The following is a 16527-nucleotide window of genomic DNA, read 5'->3' on the forward strand; positions in this document are numbered from 1 at the left end:
TTTTCATGTGTAAGGGGTTCAATTCCACTGTAAGCAATATCCATTTAGCTGTAAGAACATGTTTTTTATGTGTAAGGGGATTAATTTGGGCGTAAGCAATATCCATTTACCTGTAAGCAATATTCTTAATGCCGTAAGGAATATGAATTCAAGCAATTTGAATCGATTTTATTTACTTACCACATACAACTAAATAACAGAACCATTCCGGGCTTAGGCTCGGGATGGTTCTTTTTTTACAAACACCCCATAAAAGCAGTAAAAGACTCTGGATTTAACAAAATTTGATCTTTTAAGAAAAGCACGTGTGGTTTCGATGCAAACCACACGTGGTTTCATCCAAAAGCACGTGTGGTTTTGAGTAATACCACACGTGGTTTTAAGCAAAACCACAGCAGGCTTTTATAAAAACAAGTATTGTCTGGAATTGCAGCAAAGAGTTTAAAGGGCATCCCATAAAGGATGCCCTCTCTTTATGGGATTGATTCAATTAAAAAAACCAAAGCTTTTGCAGGCAATTATTCGGTAGGCTGCAAGTTGGCAGGTTTGACAGCTTGAATCTTTGTTTCGATTTACTACTTTAGTAAGGTTTTTACAGATGATATTTTATATTACTATCATAATATGTGTACATTACTGCCCGATATGGGTCGCTAAATACACTTTTTCTTAAAATATAAACGAAATAAAGCCCATTGCTTTATTTAGGAGTTATAGCCAAGCAAAAGAAAAGAATCATATTAACCTATGAGAAGAAAACTTACCGAACAAGACATAAAGAACATTAAATATCAATGTAGAATGGGATATATACTTCCATTTTTCTTTTTTACACTTGGGTCAATCTTTATAACTGCATTGGTTGACTTCATTGTTAGTTTCGAACGGGAAATTGAAGGAAGTATTCATATATACCTGACAATAGGAATACTTTTTATTATTTCTGTTCTAATGAATTACCTTATGAATGGAAAATATAAAGCAGACTTAAGGAATAAAGAAAAAATACTGGAGCGAAAGACAATTCAAAAAAAACTAGCCACAGAAGATGTTGAAGCTGGAAGTGCAAATGTAGGACCGCTTCCTCATAATAGAAGCATGAATAAATTTATGCGGTATGACTTAATAATTGACAACACGAAATATCGAATTGACAAGGAATTGTTTGACAAGTGCAGTGATGGAGATGATGTTTTTTTTCATATTGCACCAAAAAGTAAGTATAGAATAAAAATTGATTTAAAATAATGCCAGCCTATAACACATGGTATAAGGCATGGCTACTCTCGGCACGATTCGACAAGTCGAATCTTTTTAGTAGTTTTATTAACGGCCGGACAATCCTGACTTCGTCGGATCGCCACGACCTCATACCAAAATCGTTATAGGTTATATAAATTTCTGCCCTAACAAGATATAAATGAGCACAAAGACAAGAAAAATATCATCTATAATTATCTTTTTTATTTGCTTTTGTTCAGCGATTGCTTTTATCATTATAACTTCAACGACTGGAGTAAAATCATTAGATCAAATTGCTGACATTAGATCAAGTATTACAGACATTCAAGCAATCAGAATAAAAAATTCAATTTCATATGACTTAAGATTAAATGGATATAAAAACAAATTCAAAATTGCCGCTGATTATAATGAGTTTTTCCTCATCGATTTAATGGCTCAAAAAACAAACAAATCAGACACTTTGATTTTTGAAATTGATAAAAAGCAAATTGGGCAACTAAATAAATCAAAGACAATACAGATTCTTGGTATTAAAACAGACAAGCAAATATTCCTTGATAGTAAAAAAACTTTTGAGACAGATAAATCCACCAGAAGATTTTTAGCACCGACAGGAGGAGTCATTTTAATTTTATTATCAGTTGGAGTTTATATTTATCGTAGATTCTACCATAAATTTGATTACTAAAAAAATACAACCTATAACACTTTGTAAATTGCATTGCGGTTTTCGGGCTGACAACATGGTTCTTGCCTCGCAACAACAACAGTTTATCACGAGACAGAGAATCACCCGCAATCCGCAACGACAACTTACAATTTTCCGTTGTAGCCAATTGTGAGAAACATCCTGCAAACATGAAACAAGAACGCGAAAAGATATTATTCCGATTTCACAGTTCACTTTTCGACGAGGAAATGGTTGAGACAATGTGGGCATTTGTGATTGATAAAGAAAAAGGATTATATAAATTAGATAATATACCATTTTATGCTCCGTTGATTGCTTCCGATGATTTGATATTTGCGGAATTTGATGATTCTGAACAAATGCTGACTTATAGAGATACAAGAGAATATTCTGGTAATTCAGTCATTCAGATTGTTATTATGGATGAAAAAACCGAAGTCAATAAAATACGTGATTCATTTTTAGATAAAGGTTGCCAATCTGAGAAAGTAAATGAAAAATATTTTTCAATGGAGATTCCTTTTGATATAAATTACAAACCGATTAAAACAGAATTAGATAAACTTGAGATAGCTGAAACTATTGGATATGCAGAACCTTGTTTATCGGATAAACATAAAAATGATTTGTTATGATTTCAAAAATATTATCCATAGTTTTCGGACTGATAATTAATCTTAATATTTATTGCCAGGAGAATATTGATAATTCTAAATGTAATTTGGAAACGATTAAAAATCTTCGGATTAATAAAGACTCAATAACTGATAAGTTAGTAATGGATTTTTTATTCTCAATGGAAAAATCTTGTCATAATAATGTTGAGTGGTCTGAAGCATCAAACTGGACATTGTATTGGTTGGCTGACATCGAAACACAGAGATTTATAAAACTTTTAAAATCAAATCGGGATAAAATTGATACTCAATTGATAATAGATGATTTTAAACAACCTGTAAATGACGGAATTGATTTAGCTGGTATTCATAAAAAAATTGCTGATTTAAATGATAATGATGAGATTGTTACAAAGATTCTTGATTCAATAAAATCAGCTGCAAAAGGATTAGGAATAGATATAAAATAAATAACAACTGGCTACAACACGCGGTATAAAACATTGGGGTTTAAGTGGTTGTGCAGGGTTTCTGCTACGCATTAAGTACAGTGTAACTGGACAGGAAAGTAGCCCGCAATCCCCAACGATTTCATAGTGTGCCAAGAAGCTGCACATCGGCATAAAACAGTGCAGCATGCTTTATTTGAGATGGTGGATAGCAGTTGTAAGCTAGACCCACCGGTGTCGTTTTACAGGAAAGGGCATCAAACCACCTAAAGGTGCTGTGGTAAAGAGCCATGGTATTGAGCGTTTAGGAGAATCTATACCGAGAGTATAGCAGGTATTAATAGAAGAGATGAACGAAAGTGAACCACTGATGAGGTATCGAGAAGTGGATAAATTCTGTCAAAAGTCGCAAAGTATGTTATGCGATGATAAGTGCAACGGAAACCTGTTTATTGGTTGCACGGCAGGCGGTGTTCAGGTGGCATGACTTCTATTTAGGCTCATATAAGGAACTTGGGAACCTGTGTTGTAATGTGAAGTGAAAGGCGCAATAAGTACAACTTAGAGGCCGAATAGCAATGTACAACAACAGGGACGGATCTATCCGTAGTAGTGTTGATGTTTCTGTAATGGAAATGGAGCAAAGGGATAGAGTCGTATGGTTTTAGAACAGAAATCAACTCGATAAGAGGATGAATCTATGGAATGAAACGAAATCGGTACCAATAAGTCGTACCATGATATGGAATGCTTACAAACAAGTGAAATCCAATAAAGGAAGTGCTGGAGTTGATGAGATTGGTTGGGATGAATTTGAATCCAACCGATCACAACAACTCTACAAACTCTGGAATCGTATGGCATCGGGGAGTTATCTTCCACCGCCAGTAAAAGAGGTTGAAATTCCGAAAAAGGATGGAAAAATGCGTAAGCTAGGAATTCCTACTATTGTCGATCGCATCGGTCAACAAGTGGTCAAGAATTATCTAGAACCAAGATTTGAATTAATTTTCAGCAACAACAGTTATGGCTATCGACCTAGTCGAAATGCGCATCAAGCATTAGAGGAGGTTCAGCGTAATTGTTGGAAAAACGACTGGGTAATTGATTTAGACATCAAAGGGTTTTTCGATAATATTGATCATGCAAAACTGATGCTGGCGGTACGAAAGCATGTAGCCGAGAATTGGGCGTGTGTGTACATCGAAAGATGGTTGCATATGCCAATTCAACGAAGAAATGGGGAATTGATACAAAAACAAGGAAAAGGCACACCGCAAGGTGGCGTTATCAAGTCCATTGTTGGCGAATCTGTTTCTACATTATGCTTTCGATAAATGGTTAGAGAATCTAAATTCCAATGTGAAATTTGAGCGTTATGCTGATGATGCCATAATTCACTGTAGAACCAAAAGGCAAGCAGATTGGCTGCTGAACAAATTGCACGAAAGAATGGCTGAATGTCATCTTGAATTGCATCCCGAAAAGACCAAGCTGGTTTATTGCAGAGATTACCGCAGGCAAGAGAAACATAAGAATGTCAAGTTCGATTTCTTAGGTTATAGCTTTCAGCCACGCAGTAGTAAATCGCAGAAAACAGGAAATCTTTTTCAAGGTTACGGTTGTGCAATCAGCATTTCTTCACGTAAGAAGATCGCTGAAAAGTTAGCCATTTCGCTAGAAGAAAGTAAAACGTGTAGAAGTATTGTGGGAATAGCACAACGGCTTAATCCTCAAATAAGAGGCTGGCTTAATTATTACGGCAAATTCCGCATGTGGGAAATGCATCATGTTTTCCGCTTACTACACTCTCGCTTGGTTCGATGGGCACGACGAAAGTACAAACGTTACAAGAATAGTATTTGTCGCGCTTATGCGTGGCTTAAGAGAATAAAGAAACAGTTTCCATATTTGTTTTATCACTGGAAATTGAATTTTTCTATTTAACTTGTAACTCGATTTATATACGACAAGAGCCGTGTGATGGGAGACTATCAAGCACGGTTCTGTGAGAGGCTTAGGGTGAGACTCCCTTTGCCTACTCGACCAATTTTCCGTTGTGTGCAACCGCAAAAGAGAGATTCTGCATGATTAAAACAATTAGATTAATATTAATATTTGGATTCTTTTGTATGAAAGTTTCTGCACAAGATTCCAAGAAATATCACAAAGAGGAATTTAATGTAATAAATGATTTATTCATTCAACTCATCGATACTGGATACTATTATAATGATTGGCTAATTCCGCTCATGCCAGAGCAGTATTTGGCTGAGATTGCGCTGAAACCTGAAGAAAACAGAGATAATCTTGATTGGGGTGATAAAGAGTATTATCCGTTTGAGTATTCAAAAAAGTTAATTGAGACTAAAGGTGATTATGATAAATTGCAAAAGTTCTATGCTGATTTCAGAGAATTTCAAGATAGTTTAAAAAGTCAATATGATTCACGGAGACTTTTAATATTTGTAACAGATTCACTTTACCAAATATCTAACAAGGAATCAGAGGACTTGAAAGAGGTTTCACGGATTGACTCAACTTTGTTAAATTCATTACAACTTGATAAGTATGTAACTCGATATATTGATTTTAATAAAATAGAGAACCACAGCAGATTTGAGATAACAAACGATAAATATCCTGACCAAAAAACAAGAATACAAACAAACGACATTAAAGAAATTGGATTGATTACTTGTAGTCGTGTGATTTTCAATACAGACTTAACAAAAGGATTCTTTTTCTACACATTCTTTAAAAATGGATTAAATGCTTATGGACTAATCCTAATTGTTGAGAAAGTAGACGGATTATGGAGAATTAAACATGAAATTGGATTATGGGTATCTTGACACTAATGGATAAACGGCAGCACACAATTGAGTAGATGGTCCCGACTAAAATAGTCGGGATGCACCTCTCACACCACCGTACGTACGGGTCTCGTATACGGCGGTTCGTTAAGTTAAGGGGAATAAGGAATCACGTCGAACAGGCGTGATTTGTTTGTAAATGTCGAGCATAGATTCATAACCGCGTTTCCGCAATCTTTCAAGAGTAATAGTAGTTACCAAAATAGGACTCTGAGCAATCGCCCAACCACCCATACGTGAACGAGACCATGCATAGGCTTGTCCTTGTTCAACTCCTAAACGAATCAGGTTTTTCCGTTTTCGTTCAAGTTTTTTCCAATGGTGCCAAATGCAATATCTGAGCCTGTTGCGCAGCCAACCGTCGAGATCTTGAAGTTTGACTAAAATACTTGCCATACGGAAGTTATTTACCCAACCCCGCTGAACCTCATTCAGTTTTTGGATGCGTTCCTCAAAGCTCATCGGTGTCGTTTTTCGAGTGATTAGTTTGAGCTTTTCTTTCAGTTTCTTCCAACTCTTTTCTGATACTATCAGTTGGTACTTGCCCCGCTCACCTTTCCTGTAGGTAGGCACAAAGCCAAAACCCAAAACGGTAAAATGAACAGGTCGCCGAATGCCACTCTTTTCCCGATTAATTGTCAACTTGAGTTTATTTCGTAAAAACTTGTAAACCTTGTTCCCAACTCTTCGGGCGGTAGCTTTCGATTTGGTATAAATACTAAAATCGTCGGCATAGCGGATGAATTTCAATCCCTGTTTTTCCAGTTCCCGATCCAGTTCATGCAACATGATATTGGACAGCAACGGACTCAATGGACTCCCCTGCGGTACGCCTTTTCTGCGTTTGACCAACTTGCCTTCGATTAAGATCGGGGCACGCAGCCATTTGCGGATTAAACGCATTGTTGCTTTGCATTTTACCTTGCGATATAGCTGTTGCAGTAAATGGCAATGATCGACTTCATCGAAGAAGGTCTTCAAGTCAATATCTACAATATGCTGATAGCCATCGTTGATATATCCCTGAGCTTTTAGTACTGCCTGATGCAGACTTCGGTTCGGTCTGAACCCAAAGCTAAAGTCCGAAAATTCAAATTCAAACTTTGCCGTGATAATTTGAAGTACAGCTTGCTGAAGCAAACGGTCGGTTACAGTCGGGATACCCAATAAGCGCATCTTCCCGTTTCCTTTTGGAATCTCGACTCCTAAAATGGCTTGAGGCAAATAATTACCCGAACGAACACTCTGTGTCAGTTCCGCTTTATCAATTGACATCAGATCTGAGAGTTTAGTCACGGGCATACGATCAACTCCTGCTGAACCTTGGTTCTTCTGGACTTGATGCATCGCCCGCACCATATTCTTACGTGTAAGTATTTGTTCAATCATTTTAGTTTACTTTTTCTTTTCCCTGTTCCGCTTAATACAAAGCTAGAGTTGTTAACAACAGCTTCTTTGCAACATTTGGAACAACTTAACGTTCAGCCCTTCACTGCTCTGTGAGTCCTCCACAATCTCTATTTGTGGCTCATGGTCTTACAGCTACTATGGCCTCTGCTGACTTCTTGCCATAACCAACTCGTGGTTGACAAGACCTCCCCTGGTAAGAACATTTTCCTTCCTCCAATGCCTGCCTGATCTACTACTTCATTTATTCTCTTTATTTAAAGAGCTGGGACGTCGACATGATGTGTTGCCTTATCCAAACTTATAGCCTCATATCAGGTTCCTGTTCGTCAGTACCGGATTTTGTAGTCTCGCTTCCTTCAGTGCATACCTCACGGTAAACCACCTTGCGACTTACTAATGCTTCTGAGAGTCACCACAGTGCATAAGGGACTTGCACCCTCTGGAAAAAAAATACACCTTCCAAGAATCATTGTTTATGCTAAATTTGTATATTTAACATTTTCAACGACCTTTCGGTGGGTGTGGTCATGCTCATGCAGGGCACACACAATGTGTATAGTGCATAAGGGTTTCATAAGTTTTCCAGCGGTATCACCCGCATCAAATTTGGGTGGTAGCTTGATAGGTTTGAAGCCCGCAATCCCTTACGACACCATACACTCAACGTTAGGTGCCATAAAACACAAAAAAAACTGAGAATAATGAAGCCAACAGAGGTTCAAAAGATAATTGCAAAAATCGATAAGAATGTAAATTCAAAAAAATGGAAATGCATTATTAACGGTTGTAATGAGAATGCAATAAATTCTCATTTACTTCAGCAAAATGGAGTGCTTGATAATGTTTCCGAAAATGGACATTTAGTTGAGGTAAAACCTACGGATATTTTTAAATGGTCACCCAATGAAATTCCAATTGAGATGAAAAAAATAGGAATAAAAAAGGCTTTTTCTTTACCTCTTTTTTGTAATCATCATGATACGGAATTGTTTAAAGAAGTTGAAACCCATCCAATTGATTTATCAGATTATAGAATACAATTACTTTTAAGTTATCGTGTAGTGTGTTCTGAAATTAGAAAAAAAGAAGTTGTTCTCGATAAACATAACAGAATTCTAAACGCCCAAACCTTAAGAGGAAATATAGATTTAGAAATAATTGAAAACCTTGTTAAAGGTTCAGAATTAGGGATACAAGATTTATCTTTTTATAGGAAATTAGTTGACCAAGAATTACAGGAAAATAATAACGATTTTAAATTTAAAATATATAAATATCCCCTGATCAAAGTTTATGGCTCTGCTATTTTTAGTCCAACCCATCAAATCGTTAATCCAGAAAGAGATGATCCTTTCGAATCAGTATTCATACATATAATACCAGATCAAAATTACTTAAATGTTATTATTGGTTACCACAAGCAACATTCGACCAGTTGGATTGAAGAATATGTTGAAAGTTGGAAGGGTCTAGATATGGAGCCGTTGGAGGAAAAACTAACAGATCTATTTGCCGTACATATTGAGAATTGGGGAATGTCTCCTTTGATCAAGGAAAAAATTGATAGTAAAACAATTGATAGTTTTTATGAATTTTCAGAAAGTAATTTTTTCTTGAATAATTCCAGAACTGTAAATCTATTTGAAGATAATAATTATGGCACCTAACAATGGCCCCCCGCTTGTGCGCGATTGTATCGCGTTCTTTTAGACTGGAAAAGAAGACAATCATCACCCCGCTACAAGCTTGTGCTAGCAGGAGTTTGAAGAAGTAAGATGATGCTAAAGCAAAAGAATAGGAATATTTTAATTCAGTTGGTTAAAGCCAAACTGCAATAGATAAAAAACACAAAGTATTTACTGATGTAATGAGCAAAGCTGAACATCTATTGCAATTGTTTTTAAGCAATGAATTAAAATGATTGAAGCAGTAGGATAAAGCGAAAGGCAAATATCTATTGCAGTTGCTTTTAAGCAACTGATATAGTGAAATTAATAAATAGGCTTTAGCCACATAAAATAAATAATATCAGTTGGGTAAGAGTATATATGCAAAACATCTATTGCTTTGCTTTTAAGCAACTGATATTGTGAAATTAATAAATAGGCTTATTCTTATTCCCAATTTAATATCCAGCAGCCTGCCCATCCTTTCTCGATTCCGAGGCACCAAAATACACCCCTCTTTCTTCATCGTACAGAATAGCCTGATAACCACCATATCCGCCCATATCAAACTTTATTTTGTGTCCTTTTTGTAATAGTTCACGAATAGTTTGGTAAGATATTTCCGATTCTAAATTTACCCATCCACCATCTGTCATTTTTCCGCCGGTTGGCTGTGACGAACCATCATGACGAATTCTTGCTGCGTCACCAGCTTCCTGCAAATTCATTTTAAAATCAATCAAATTAACAACAATTTGAGCATGACCTTGTGGTTGCATGGCACCGCCCATTAAACCAAAACTGACGTATGGTTTGCCATCTTTGGTAATGAAAGCCGGGATAATTGTATGAAATGGACGTTTTCCGGGTTCGAACACATTGGCATGTCCTTCTTCCAGACTGAACAATTCTCCTCGATCCTGTAACACAAATCCCAAACTATCAGGAGTCATTCCTGAACCCATGCCCCGGTAGTTACTCTGTATTAAAGAAACCATATTTCCCTCTTTATCAGCTACAGTCAGGTAAATGGTATTGCCCTGTTCCAGTTCACCGGCAGGATAGCTTTTGGCTGATTTGTTGGGATCAATTAAAGCCTTTCGTTCAATTGCATATTCTTTCGAAATCAATTTTTTTAGTGGAATTTTCGAAAAGTCAGGGTCGCAGTAGTATTTTGCTCTATCCTCGAAGGCCAGTTTTTTAGCTTCAATAAAAGTATGCAGGTAATCACTGCTGCCAAATCCCATTTGTGCGATGTCATATTCTTCGAGAATATTTAGCATTTGAAGAGCCGCTGTGCCTTGTCCGTTGGGTGGTAGTTCCCAAATATCATATCCCCGGTAATTTATAGATACGGGATCAACCCATTCCGATTTGTGCGAGGCTAAATCATCGTAAGAAAGAAAACCACCTTGCTCTTTCATATATTTTGCAATGGTTTTGGCCATATCACCTTTGTAGAATGCATCGCGGCCGCCTTTTGCTATTTTCTCCAACGTATTCGCCAAATATGGGTTCTTGAAGATGTCACCCTTTTCAGGCATTTTTCCATTTGGCATGTATGTTTCCGAAAATCCTTTGTATTTCATTAATCTATTGGCGCTGGCATTCATATAGTAAGCAATAAGTTCGCTTACCGGAAAGCCATTTCTGGCATATTGAATTGCAGGATTTAGAATTTGTTCCATATCCATTTTCCCAAACCTGTCATGCACGGTAAACCATCCATCAACACAACCGGGAACAGAAACGGGCAAGGCTCCAAATGATGGGATAGCAGAGTAGTTATTTTCCTTGAAATATTCCAGACTTAGTGATTTTGGAGAACGTCCACTTCCGTTTAAACCATATAGTTTTTTAGTTTTTGCATCCCACAAAATGATGAAAATATCCCCGCCAATTCCATTTCCGGTAGGCTCCATTAGTCCTAAAGTGGCATTGGCTGCAATCGCGGCATCAATTGCATTTCCTCCGGCTTTTAATATGTCTAGTGCAACTTGAGTGGCTAGTGGCTGACTGGTGCAGGCCATCCCGTTTTGTGCGATAACTTCAGATCTTGTTGCAAAATTAAGTCCGGTAACCCGGTCTTGAGAAAATATTGCCAATGCGAAGAGTGATAGTAAGCAGAAGAGAAAAGACTTTTTCATTTTACAGGGATTTTTATGGATTAGTTATTGCTTGAGAATACACTTAAAGATAGGAAAGATTATCTTTGAATAGGAATTATGGATATGGCAGGATGGTTTAAAATAGGCGTTGTAATTTTGTTTGCTTTTGCAGGTTCGGCATCAGCAAAGGAGTTGTGCAGTATTCGCTCATTTTCACAACAAGACACTGTCGTTTTCCTCGATACCAATTTGCATGTAAATCTCGACGAGGTTAAAATTTTGCGTTACAAAAAAAAGAGAAGAAAACACTATCAAAATACCCGGCAGTACTGGCGGATGGTTCGAAATATTCGTATCGTTTATCCTTATGCCGAGGCAGCCAATGAAACCATCGGGAAGCTTACCAAAGATTTAGAAGGAATTGACAACAAAAAAGAACGCCGTAAACTCATCCGAAAAGAATACAATGGCTTGATGAAAGATTACAAAAAACCTCTGATGAAACTCAAAATTTCGCAAGGCAAATTGTTGATGAAATTAATCGATCGGGAAACCGGAAACACCAGCTACAATCATTTAAAAGAGTTGAAAGGATCGTTTACAGCAATATTTTGGCAATCGGTGGCTGTGATGTTTGGTTCATCGCTAAAAGCAGAATACGATCCTTTTGGCAACGATTGGATGATTGAAGAAATACTCGACAGAATGAAACGCGGCGAATTGCTGCCTCCGGGAAAATTGTCTGTGAGGAGAATCAATTAAAATTAAAAACATTCTGCAACCCCCGGGAAGAGCGCTTACTTTTGCGAAGGGAGGGTCACAGGGCCGAAGGGTGACTCACTTTTGCGAAGGGCGGGTCACAGGTGCGAAGATTTGGATAATTCTTACGAAGGGCGGGTCACAGGCACGAAGGACGGCCTGCTTTATGCGAAGGGAGTCTCACAGAGACGAAGGGCCAATAGAATGGTGATTCTTCGCAGTTAATACTCATGGTTTCGTGAATTGGAAGCAACCTTTTGTATGGTTCTGCATCAGACAATTAAAGCTTAATGTTATGAGAAAAAAAGTATTGAAGAAGTACAACAAATTAATTGCCGTTCTTTTATCCATTATGGGCATAGGTGGTGCAATTTCTTTTACCGGATGCGATGGTGGTGGAGAGAGTCCTGTTGAGTATGGAACTCCTCATGCAACCTTTAAAATTTACGGAACAGTTACTTCTGAAAGTAAGGTGGCGATACCGAATATTAAAGTGAAAATGCAGTACGATTCTACTTATACGGATGAAAAGGGAGAATACGCCATACAGGTTGTTGAATTTCCTCAGGATCAAAATTTCACAGTTCGGTATGAAGATATTGATGGCAGTGATAATGGCAGTTACCTTTTAAAGGATAGCATTGTAGAGTTTAAGGATCCTCAGTTTGAAAACAGTACAGGATCTTGGGATTTTGGGGAAACGAAAAAGGAAGTAAATATTGAACTATCAGAGGACAAATAATGAATTCGAAACTCTCGTTACGCAAAAAAATAGCTCTTGAACTTTTTAGAAAATACCGGGACAATGCAAAAAAGCTGCATCAGCTCAATTATATATTTTGGGAATGTACCTTGCGCTGCAATTTGAATTGTTTGCATTGCGGCAGCGATTGTAAAAAAGAAGCCTTGGTAAAAGATATGCCCATTTCCGATTTTATTGGTGCTATTGATGATGTATCCGGCATTGTAGAGCCAAATAAAACCATGATTGTTTTAACAGGTGGAGAACCGTTGGTGCGAACTGATTTGGAAATTTGTGGAAAACAATTGTATGAGAGGGGATTTCCTTGGGGAATGGTTTCCAATGGATTTCATCTTACTTCCAAAAGATTGCAATCTCTTTTGCAAGCTGGTTTGCGTGCCGTTACCATTAGTTTGGATGGATTGGAAAATTCGCACAATTGGTTGAGAGGAAATCCAAAAAGTTTTGAAAATGCAGTAAATGCTGTTGGGCTTTTGGCCGAAACGGAAGATCTTAAATTTGATGTAGTTACCTGTGTGAATCAAAAGAATTTTAATGAGTTAGACCAGATCAAGGAGCTGCTTTTATCCAAAGGGGTTAAAGAATGGCGGCTATTCACGGTTTTCCCAATAGGGAGGGCAAAGGAACATAGCGAATTGCAATTGAATCCGGAACAATTTAAGCATCTTTTCGATTTTATTGCAAGGGAAAGAAAAAAAGGCGACATCAAATTGAACTACGGTTGCGAGGGTTTTTTGGGAAATTACGAAGGCGAAGTTCGAGACAACTTGTTTTTCTGCCGGGCGGGTATTAATGTAGCCTCTGTTCTGATAGACGGTTCCATCTCGGCATGTCCAAATCTTCGGGATAACTTTTCGCAGGGAAATATCTATCAAAATGGCTTTAAGACAACCTGGGAGAATGAATATTCTATCTACAGAGATAGAAGTTGGATGAAGACAGGCGAATGTTCCGATTGCAGTTCGTTTAAATATTGCGAAGGGAACGGTATGCACTTACGTGATGAAAAAACCGGGAAATTGTTATTCTGTCATTTAAACAGAATAAAAGAAGGCGAAGAAGCCTGTAAAATGTAGCTTTCCTTAACGTTTAGTGCTTAAATATTCTTCCATTCTGCGATCAAACATCTGGTTTTTCTCCAAGTAATCAGCAAACTTATTGTGCCCCGATTCCTCAATAAACTTCTTTAATTCTTCAAAGGCTTGTTCTTTTTTTTCTTCGATATTCATTCTGTACAGGTTCATGTATTGCTCGGCCTTTCTTTCCCAGGCATAGTTTGTAAGGATAATTTTCTTGAATAGTAAAGCTAGTATCAGACTTGTGAACAGCAAAAACGAATTTGTGATTTCAGGAAAAAAAAGAATCGGTATTATCATTAGAAATATCGGTAAAATGGCCGAAATACAAAATACTCCAATTACCAGATTGTTATAGTATTCGGAAAAATGAACCAATTTCTTTTTTTGCGAGGAATAAAAAATCAGCCAGTTGACAAATAGATTCAGAGCCATGCTATACAAAAGAATTGCAGCCTCACCGGCAGAATTTAAGGAGAAGAAAATAGCAACAAAGAGGATTAAATTGGAAAGAATGAAAGGATAGATGTGATTTTCGGCTGCATCTTTGGTATTGCGATTTTTCATAGTAGGAAATATGATGTTGGCCAAAAGCTTGCCGCTATAAGCCAACACCTAATTTATAATGCCATAATTGTTTTCACTACATTATCTGCACCATCACCAATTTGCGCAATGGTGGCATCAAGCATATAGCAGGGCGTTGTTACAATTTTATTCTCTTTATCGAATACTATTTCACCATGGGTTGTAGAAACATGAGTTGCTCCCATCTTAGAAATTGCTTCAGCAGTTCCTTCGTCTTCGCCAATGGTAACTTCAACTTCACCCAAAACTTTAGCAATAAGGGCAGGAGCTATGCATAAGGCTCCGATTGGCTTTTTAGCTTTGTGCATTGCTTTTATAGCCGATGCAACATCAGGATTTACCTCACATTCGGCACCTGCGAAAGCAAATGTGCATAAATTTTTTGCTGCGCCAAATCCACCGGGAAAAAGAATGGCATCAAACTCATCGGCCGAGAATTCTTTTAGATCTTTGATATTTCCCCGTGCAATTCGAGCAGCTTCAACCAATACATTTCTTGTCTCGGGCATTTCTTTTCCAGTAATATGGTTAATTACATGGTATTGATTGATGTTTGGAGCAAAAATCTGATAGCTTCCTCCGTTTTTTGAAATGGAATATAAGGCTAAGGTTGCTTCATGAATTTCAGAACCATCATAGACACCTGATCCTGCTAGAACAACTGCAAATTTTTTCTTTGAATTCATTTTTAGATACTTTATTTTACTGTTTAAGATGTTTGTTTTAAATAAACGGATATCTGTTCTTTATATTTCATTGCGGAATTAGCCTGAACTAATTCCATTTTTATAAATACAAATTACAAGAATGAAGACGAAACGTATATTTATTGCAATAAAGATAGATAATACACATCAAATTAATGAAGTTTTTCGACAAGTTGGATTTGATTTAAATGAAGAAGCAATAAAATGGGTCAATAAAAACGGACTTCACATTACACTTCTTTTTCTGGGAGAGACCGATATTGAGGAAATTGCCGTGATTACTGATAAATTGAAGACGATTGGAGGTGATTTTGATGCTTTTCGGCTGAATTTGAAATCGATTGGCGCTTTTCCTTCAATCGAGCATCCAAGAATTTTATGGACTGGCATTAATTCAACTTCAGGCTTATATGAACTGCAAATGAAAATTTTAATTCAACTTAAAAAAGAAAAAGTAACCGACGATTATAAATATACTCCTCACCTCACCATTGGCAGAATTAAGGGAGGCGTGAAAAACCCCGAAAAGATAAAGAAATGTCTTCTGAAATTGAAGGATTGGGAGGATAGCGATCTTCTTATCGATAAGTTTGTACTCATGGAAAGTTTACTTACGAAAGATGGACCCGTTTATCATGTTTTGGAAACTTTTAGCTTGAAAAATCAGAATGTGTGAGTTGTTTTTCATTTGTAAAGTGTTGAAATAAATAATTATAAATGACTTTTAAATTTTCCTTTCATCAGTATTTTTTAAATTAATGATTAAATGTAAATTTGGGCTACTTAAAAATATTCGAATATGATTACGATAGAAACATTGGTGTTTAATCACTGGCAGGAAAACACATACATATTGCATGATGAAACAGGGGAGGCAGTCTTGATTGACTGTGGTGTTTTCTTTAAAGACGAAGGCAGAAAGCTGATTGATTTTGTTGAAAAGAAAGGGCTGAAACTGGTAAAACAGTTGAACACACATTTACATATCGATCATGTTTTGGGCAATCAATTTATGAAGGATCAGTTTGGATTGCTTACTGAAGCTCATAAAGATGACGAGTTTTTGCTGGCCGAAGCTCCTAACTACGCAATTCGATTGGGACTCGAGAATGTGGTTGAACCACCTCCGATTGGTAAGCTGATTGAGGAAGGAGACATTATTGAATTTGGAAATTCGGAGTTGAAAGTACTTCATGTTCCCGGACATTCGCCTGGTCATGTGGTGTTTTACAATGAGGAGCAAAAATTTTTAATTGCAGGTGATGTTTTATTCCGCGAAAGTATTGGGCGAACAGATTTACCATACGGAAATTACGAGCAATTAATTGAAGGAATCAAAACTAAACTTTTGATCCTTGATGATGAAGTTTGTGTTTATCCTGGGCATGGTCCGGCAACTTCTATCGGACATGAGAGATCTAAGAATTTGTTTTTAAAAGGATTGAGTTAAATCAAAAAGAAATATTCTAAACCCCATTTTAATATGGGGTTTTTTTGGATCCAAAACAGACTTCGCAACAGGTTGCAAATGTGATAAAAATCATGTTAGTATCGTTCTATAAAACAATTTG

General features: G+C 37.0%; 17 protein-coding genes. 13 read left to right on the forward strand and 4 right to left on the reverse strand.

Annotated features, from left to right (window positions below; genetic code table 11):
- The first annotated feature begins 747 nt into the window (after nucleotides 1–747).
- The 7 genes from ACKU4N_RS03475 (at nucleotide 748) to ACKU4N_RS03505 (ending at nucleotide 5857) form a co-directional block, all read left to right on the forward strand.
- Nucleotides 748–1248 carry a hypothetical protein gene (locus ACKU4N_RS03475; protein ID WP_321320610.1) on the forward strand — a complete coding sequence of 167 codons (501 nt, stop codon included), beginning with the start codon at nucleotides 748–750 and terminating at the stop codon, nucleotides 1246–1248.
- Nucleotides 1249–1420: 172 nt separating this feature from the next.
- The gene (locus ACKU4N_RS03480) at nucleotides 1421–1933 is read left to right on the forward strand and encodes a hypothetical protein (protein ID WP_321320612.1); all 513 of its coding nucleotides are present in this window, start codon (nucleotides 1421–1423) and stop codon (nucleotides 1931–1933) included.
- 242 nt (nucleotides 1934–2175) lie between these two features.
- Nucleotides 2176–2571 carry a DUF4265 domain-containing protein gene (locus ACKU4N_RS03485; RefSeq protein ID WP_321322741.1) on the forward strand — a complete coding sequence of 132 codons (396 nt, stop codon included), beginning with the start codon at nucleotides 2176–2178 and terminating at the stop codon, nucleotides 2569–2571.
- Entirely contained in the window at nucleotides 2568–3023 is a 456-nt protein-coding gene (locus ACKU4N_RS03490; RefSeq protein WP_321320614.1) for a hypothetical protein, read from the forward strand. The genes ACKU4N_RS03485 and ACKU4N_RS03490 overlap by 4 nt, the downstream gene beginning before the upstream one ends.
- A gap of 671 nt (nucleotides 3024–3694) precedes the next feature.
- Nucleotides 3695–4339 (forward strand): reverse transcriptase domain-containing protein, encoded by a 645-nt coding sequence (locus ACKU4N_RS03495; RefSeq protein WP_321320616.1) that lies wholly within the window; start codon nucleotides 3695–3697, stop codon nucleotides 4337–4339.
- Nucleotides 4284–4949: a reverse transcriptase domain-containing protein gene (locus ACKU4N_RS03500; protein ID WP_321320618.1), complete on the forward strand. Its 666-nt coding sequence runs from the start codon at nucleotides 4284–4286 to the stop codon at nucleotides 4947–4949. Before ACKU4N_RS03495 ends, ACKU4N_RS03500 begins: the two co-directional genes overlap by 56 nt.
- Nucleotides 4950–5089: 140 nt before the next feature.
- Nucleotides 5090–5857, forward strand: coding sequence for a BAR domain-containing protein (locus ACKU4N_RS03505; RefSeq protein WP_321320620.1), 768 nt, complete (start codon nucleotides 5090–5092; stop codon nucleotides 5855–5857).
- Between the two features lie 108 nt (nucleotides 5858–5965).
- Here ACKU4N_RS03505 and ltrA read toward each other — a convergent pair whose 3' ends face one another.
- A complete protein-coding gene (gene ltrA, locus ACKU4N_RS03510) occupies nucleotides 5966–7267 on the reverse strand; it encodes a group II intron reverse transcriptase/maturase (RefSeq protein WP_321320622.1) in 1302 nt (433 codons plus the stop codon).
- Nucleotides 7268–7989: 722 nt separating this feature from the next.
- Between ltrA and ACKU4N_RS03515 the strand changes: the two genes are divergently transcribed.
- Entirely contained in the window at nucleotides 7990–8955 is a 966-nt protein-coding gene (locus ACKU4N_RS03515) for a hypothetical protein (RefSeq protein ID WP_321320624.1), read from the forward strand.
- Nucleotides 8956–9413: 458 nt separating this feature from the next.
- On the opposite strand, the gene ggt is transcribed toward ACKU4N_RS03515, so the two are convergent.
- On the reverse strand, nucleotides 9414–11102 hold the full coding sequence (gene ggt / locus ACKU4N_RS03520; RefSeq protein WP_321320627.1) for a gamma-glutamyltransferase: 1689 nt from the start codon (nucleotides 11100–11102) through the stop codon (nucleotides 9414–9416).
- 78 nt (nucleotides 11103–11180) lie between these two features.
- Here ggt and ACKU4N_RS03525 point away from each other — a divergent pair, with 78 nt between their 5' ends.
- From ACKU4N_RS03525 to ACKU4N_RS03535, 3 genes are all read left to right on the forward strand, one after another.
- Complete coding sequence (locus ACKU4N_RS03525; protein WP_321320630.1) at nucleotides 11181–11825, forward strand: DUF4294 domain-containing protein; 645 nt, start codon at nucleotides 11181–11183, stop codon at nucleotides 11823–11825.
- Nucleotides 11826–12117: 292 nt separating this feature from the next.
- Nucleotides 12118–12564 (forward strand): radical SAM-associated putative lipoprotein, encoded by a 447-nt coding sequence (locus ACKU4N_RS03530; protein ID WP_321320631.1) that lies wholly within the window; start codon nucleotides 12118–12120, stop codon nucleotides 12562–12564.
- A complete protein-coding gene (locus ACKU4N_RS03535; RefSeq protein WP_321320633.1) occupies nucleotides 12564–13661 on the forward strand; it encodes a TIGR04133 family radical SAM/SPASM protein in 1098 nt (365 codons plus the stop codon). Before ACKU4N_RS03530 ends, ACKU4N_RS03535 begins: the two co-directional genes overlap by 1 nt.
- 6 nt (nucleotides 13662–13667) lie before the next feature.
- Here ACKU4N_RS03535 and ACKU4N_RS03540 read toward each other — a convergent pair whose 3' ends face one another.
- Both ACKU4N_RS03540 and elbB read right to left on the reverse strand, forming a co-directional pair.
- Nucleotides 13668–14228 carry a hypothetical protein gene (locus ACKU4N_RS03540; RefSeq protein WP_321320635.1) on the reverse strand — a complete coding sequence of 187 codons (561 nt, stop codon included), beginning with the start codon at nucleotides 14226–14228 and terminating at the stop codon, nucleotides 13668–13670.
- Nucleotides 14229–14281: 53 nt separating this feature from the next.
- Nucleotides 14282–14935 carry an isoprenoid biosynthesis glyoxalase ElbB gene (gene elbB / locus ACKU4N_RS03545; RefSeq protein ID WP_321320637.1) on the reverse strand — a complete coding sequence of 218 codons (654 nt, stop codon included), beginning with the start codon at nucleotides 14933–14935 and terminating at the stop codon, nucleotides 14282–14284.
- Nucleotides 14936–15056: 121 nt separating this feature from the next.
- On the opposite strand from elbB, the gene thpR reads away from it, so the two are divergent.
- Entirely contained in the window at nucleotides 15057–15632 is a 576-nt protein-coding gene (thpR, locus tag ACKU4N_RS03550) for an RNA 2',3'-cyclic phosphodiesterase (RefSeq protein ID WP_321320639.1), read from the forward strand.
- Between the two features lie 123 nt (nucleotides 15633–15755).
- Nucleotides 15756–16406 carry an MBL fold metallo-hydrolase gene (locus tag ACKU4N_RS03555; protein WP_321320641.1) on the forward strand — a complete coding sequence of 217 codons (651 nt, stop codon included), beginning with the start codon at nucleotides 15756–15758 and terminating at the stop codon, nucleotides 16404–16406.
- The last annotated feature ends 121 nt before the right edge of the window (nucleotides 16407–16527 follow it).

The organism is Labilibaculum sp. (genome assembly GCF_963664555.1).
In the GTDB taxonomy this organism is placed as follows: Bacteria; Bacteroidota; Bacteroidia; order Bacteroidales; family Marinifilaceae; genus Labilibaculum.

Excerpts from the sequence above, each read along its gene's own strand:
- ACKU4N_RS03475 (WP_321320610.1), top strand. The coding sequence starts at position 748 with ATGAGAAGAAAACTTACCGAACAAGACATAAAGAACATTAAATATCAA.
- ACKU4N_RS03480 (WP_321320612.1), top strand. The coding sequence starts at position 1,421 with ATGAGCACAAAGACAAGAAAAATATCATCTATAATTATCTTTTTTATT.
- ACKU4N_RS03485 (WP_321322741.1), top strand. The coding sequence starts at position 2,176 with ATGTGGGCATTTGTGATTGATAAAGAAAAAGGATTATATAAATTAGAT.
- ACKU4N_RS03490 (WP_321320614.1), top strand. The coding sequence starts at position 2,568 with ATGATTTCAAAAATATTATCCATAGTTTTCGGACTGATAATTAATCTT.
- ACKU4N_RS03495 (WP_321320616.1), top strand. The coding sequence starts at position 3,695 with ATGAATCTATGGAATGAAACGAAATCGGTACCAATAAGTCGTACCATG.
- ACKU4N_RS03505 (WP_321320620.1), top strand. The coding sequence starts at position 5,090 with ATGATTAAAACAATTAGATTAATATTAATATTTGGATTCTTTTGTATG.
- ltrA (WP_321320622.1), bottom strand. The coding sequence starts at position 7,267 with ATGATTGAACAAATACTTACACGTAAGAATATGGTGCGGGCGATGCAT.
- ACKU4N_RS03515 (WP_321320624.1), top strand. The coding sequence starts at position 7,990 with ATGAAGCCAACAGAGGTTCAAAAGATAATTGCAAAAATCGATAAGAAT.
- ggt (WP_321320627.1), bottom strand. The coding sequence starts at position 11,102 with ATGAAAAAGTCTTTTCTCTTCTGCTTACTATCACTCTTCGCATTGGCA.
- ACKU4N_RS03525 (WP_321320630.1), top strand. The coding sequence starts at position 11,181 with ATGGATATGGCAGGATGGTTTAAAATAGGCGTTGTAATTTTGTTTGCT.
- ACKU4N_RS03530 (WP_321320631.1), top strand. The coding sequence starts at position 12,118 with ATGAGAAAAAAAGTATTGAAGAAGTACAACAAATTAATTGCCGTTCTT.
- ACKU4N_RS03535 (WP_321320633.1), top strand. The coding sequence starts at position 12,564 with ATGAATTCGAAACTCTCGTTACGCAAAAAAATAGCTCTTGAACTTTTT.
- ACKU4N_RS03540 (WP_321320635.1), bottom strand. The coding sequence starts at position 14,228 with ATGAAAAATCGCAATACCAAAGATGCAGCCGAAAATCACATCTATCCT.
- elbB (WP_321320637.1), bottom strand. The coding sequence starts at position 14,935 with ATGAATTCAAAGAAAAAATTTGCAGTTGTTCTAGCAGGATCAGGTGTC.
- thpR (WP_321320639.1), top strand. The coding sequence starts at position 15,057 with ATGAAGACGAAACGTATATTTATTGCAATAAAGATAGATAATACACAT.
- ACKU4N_RS03555 (WP_321320641.1), top strand. The coding sequence starts at position 15,756 with ATGATTACGATAGAAACATTGGTGTTTAATCACTGGCAGGAAAACACA.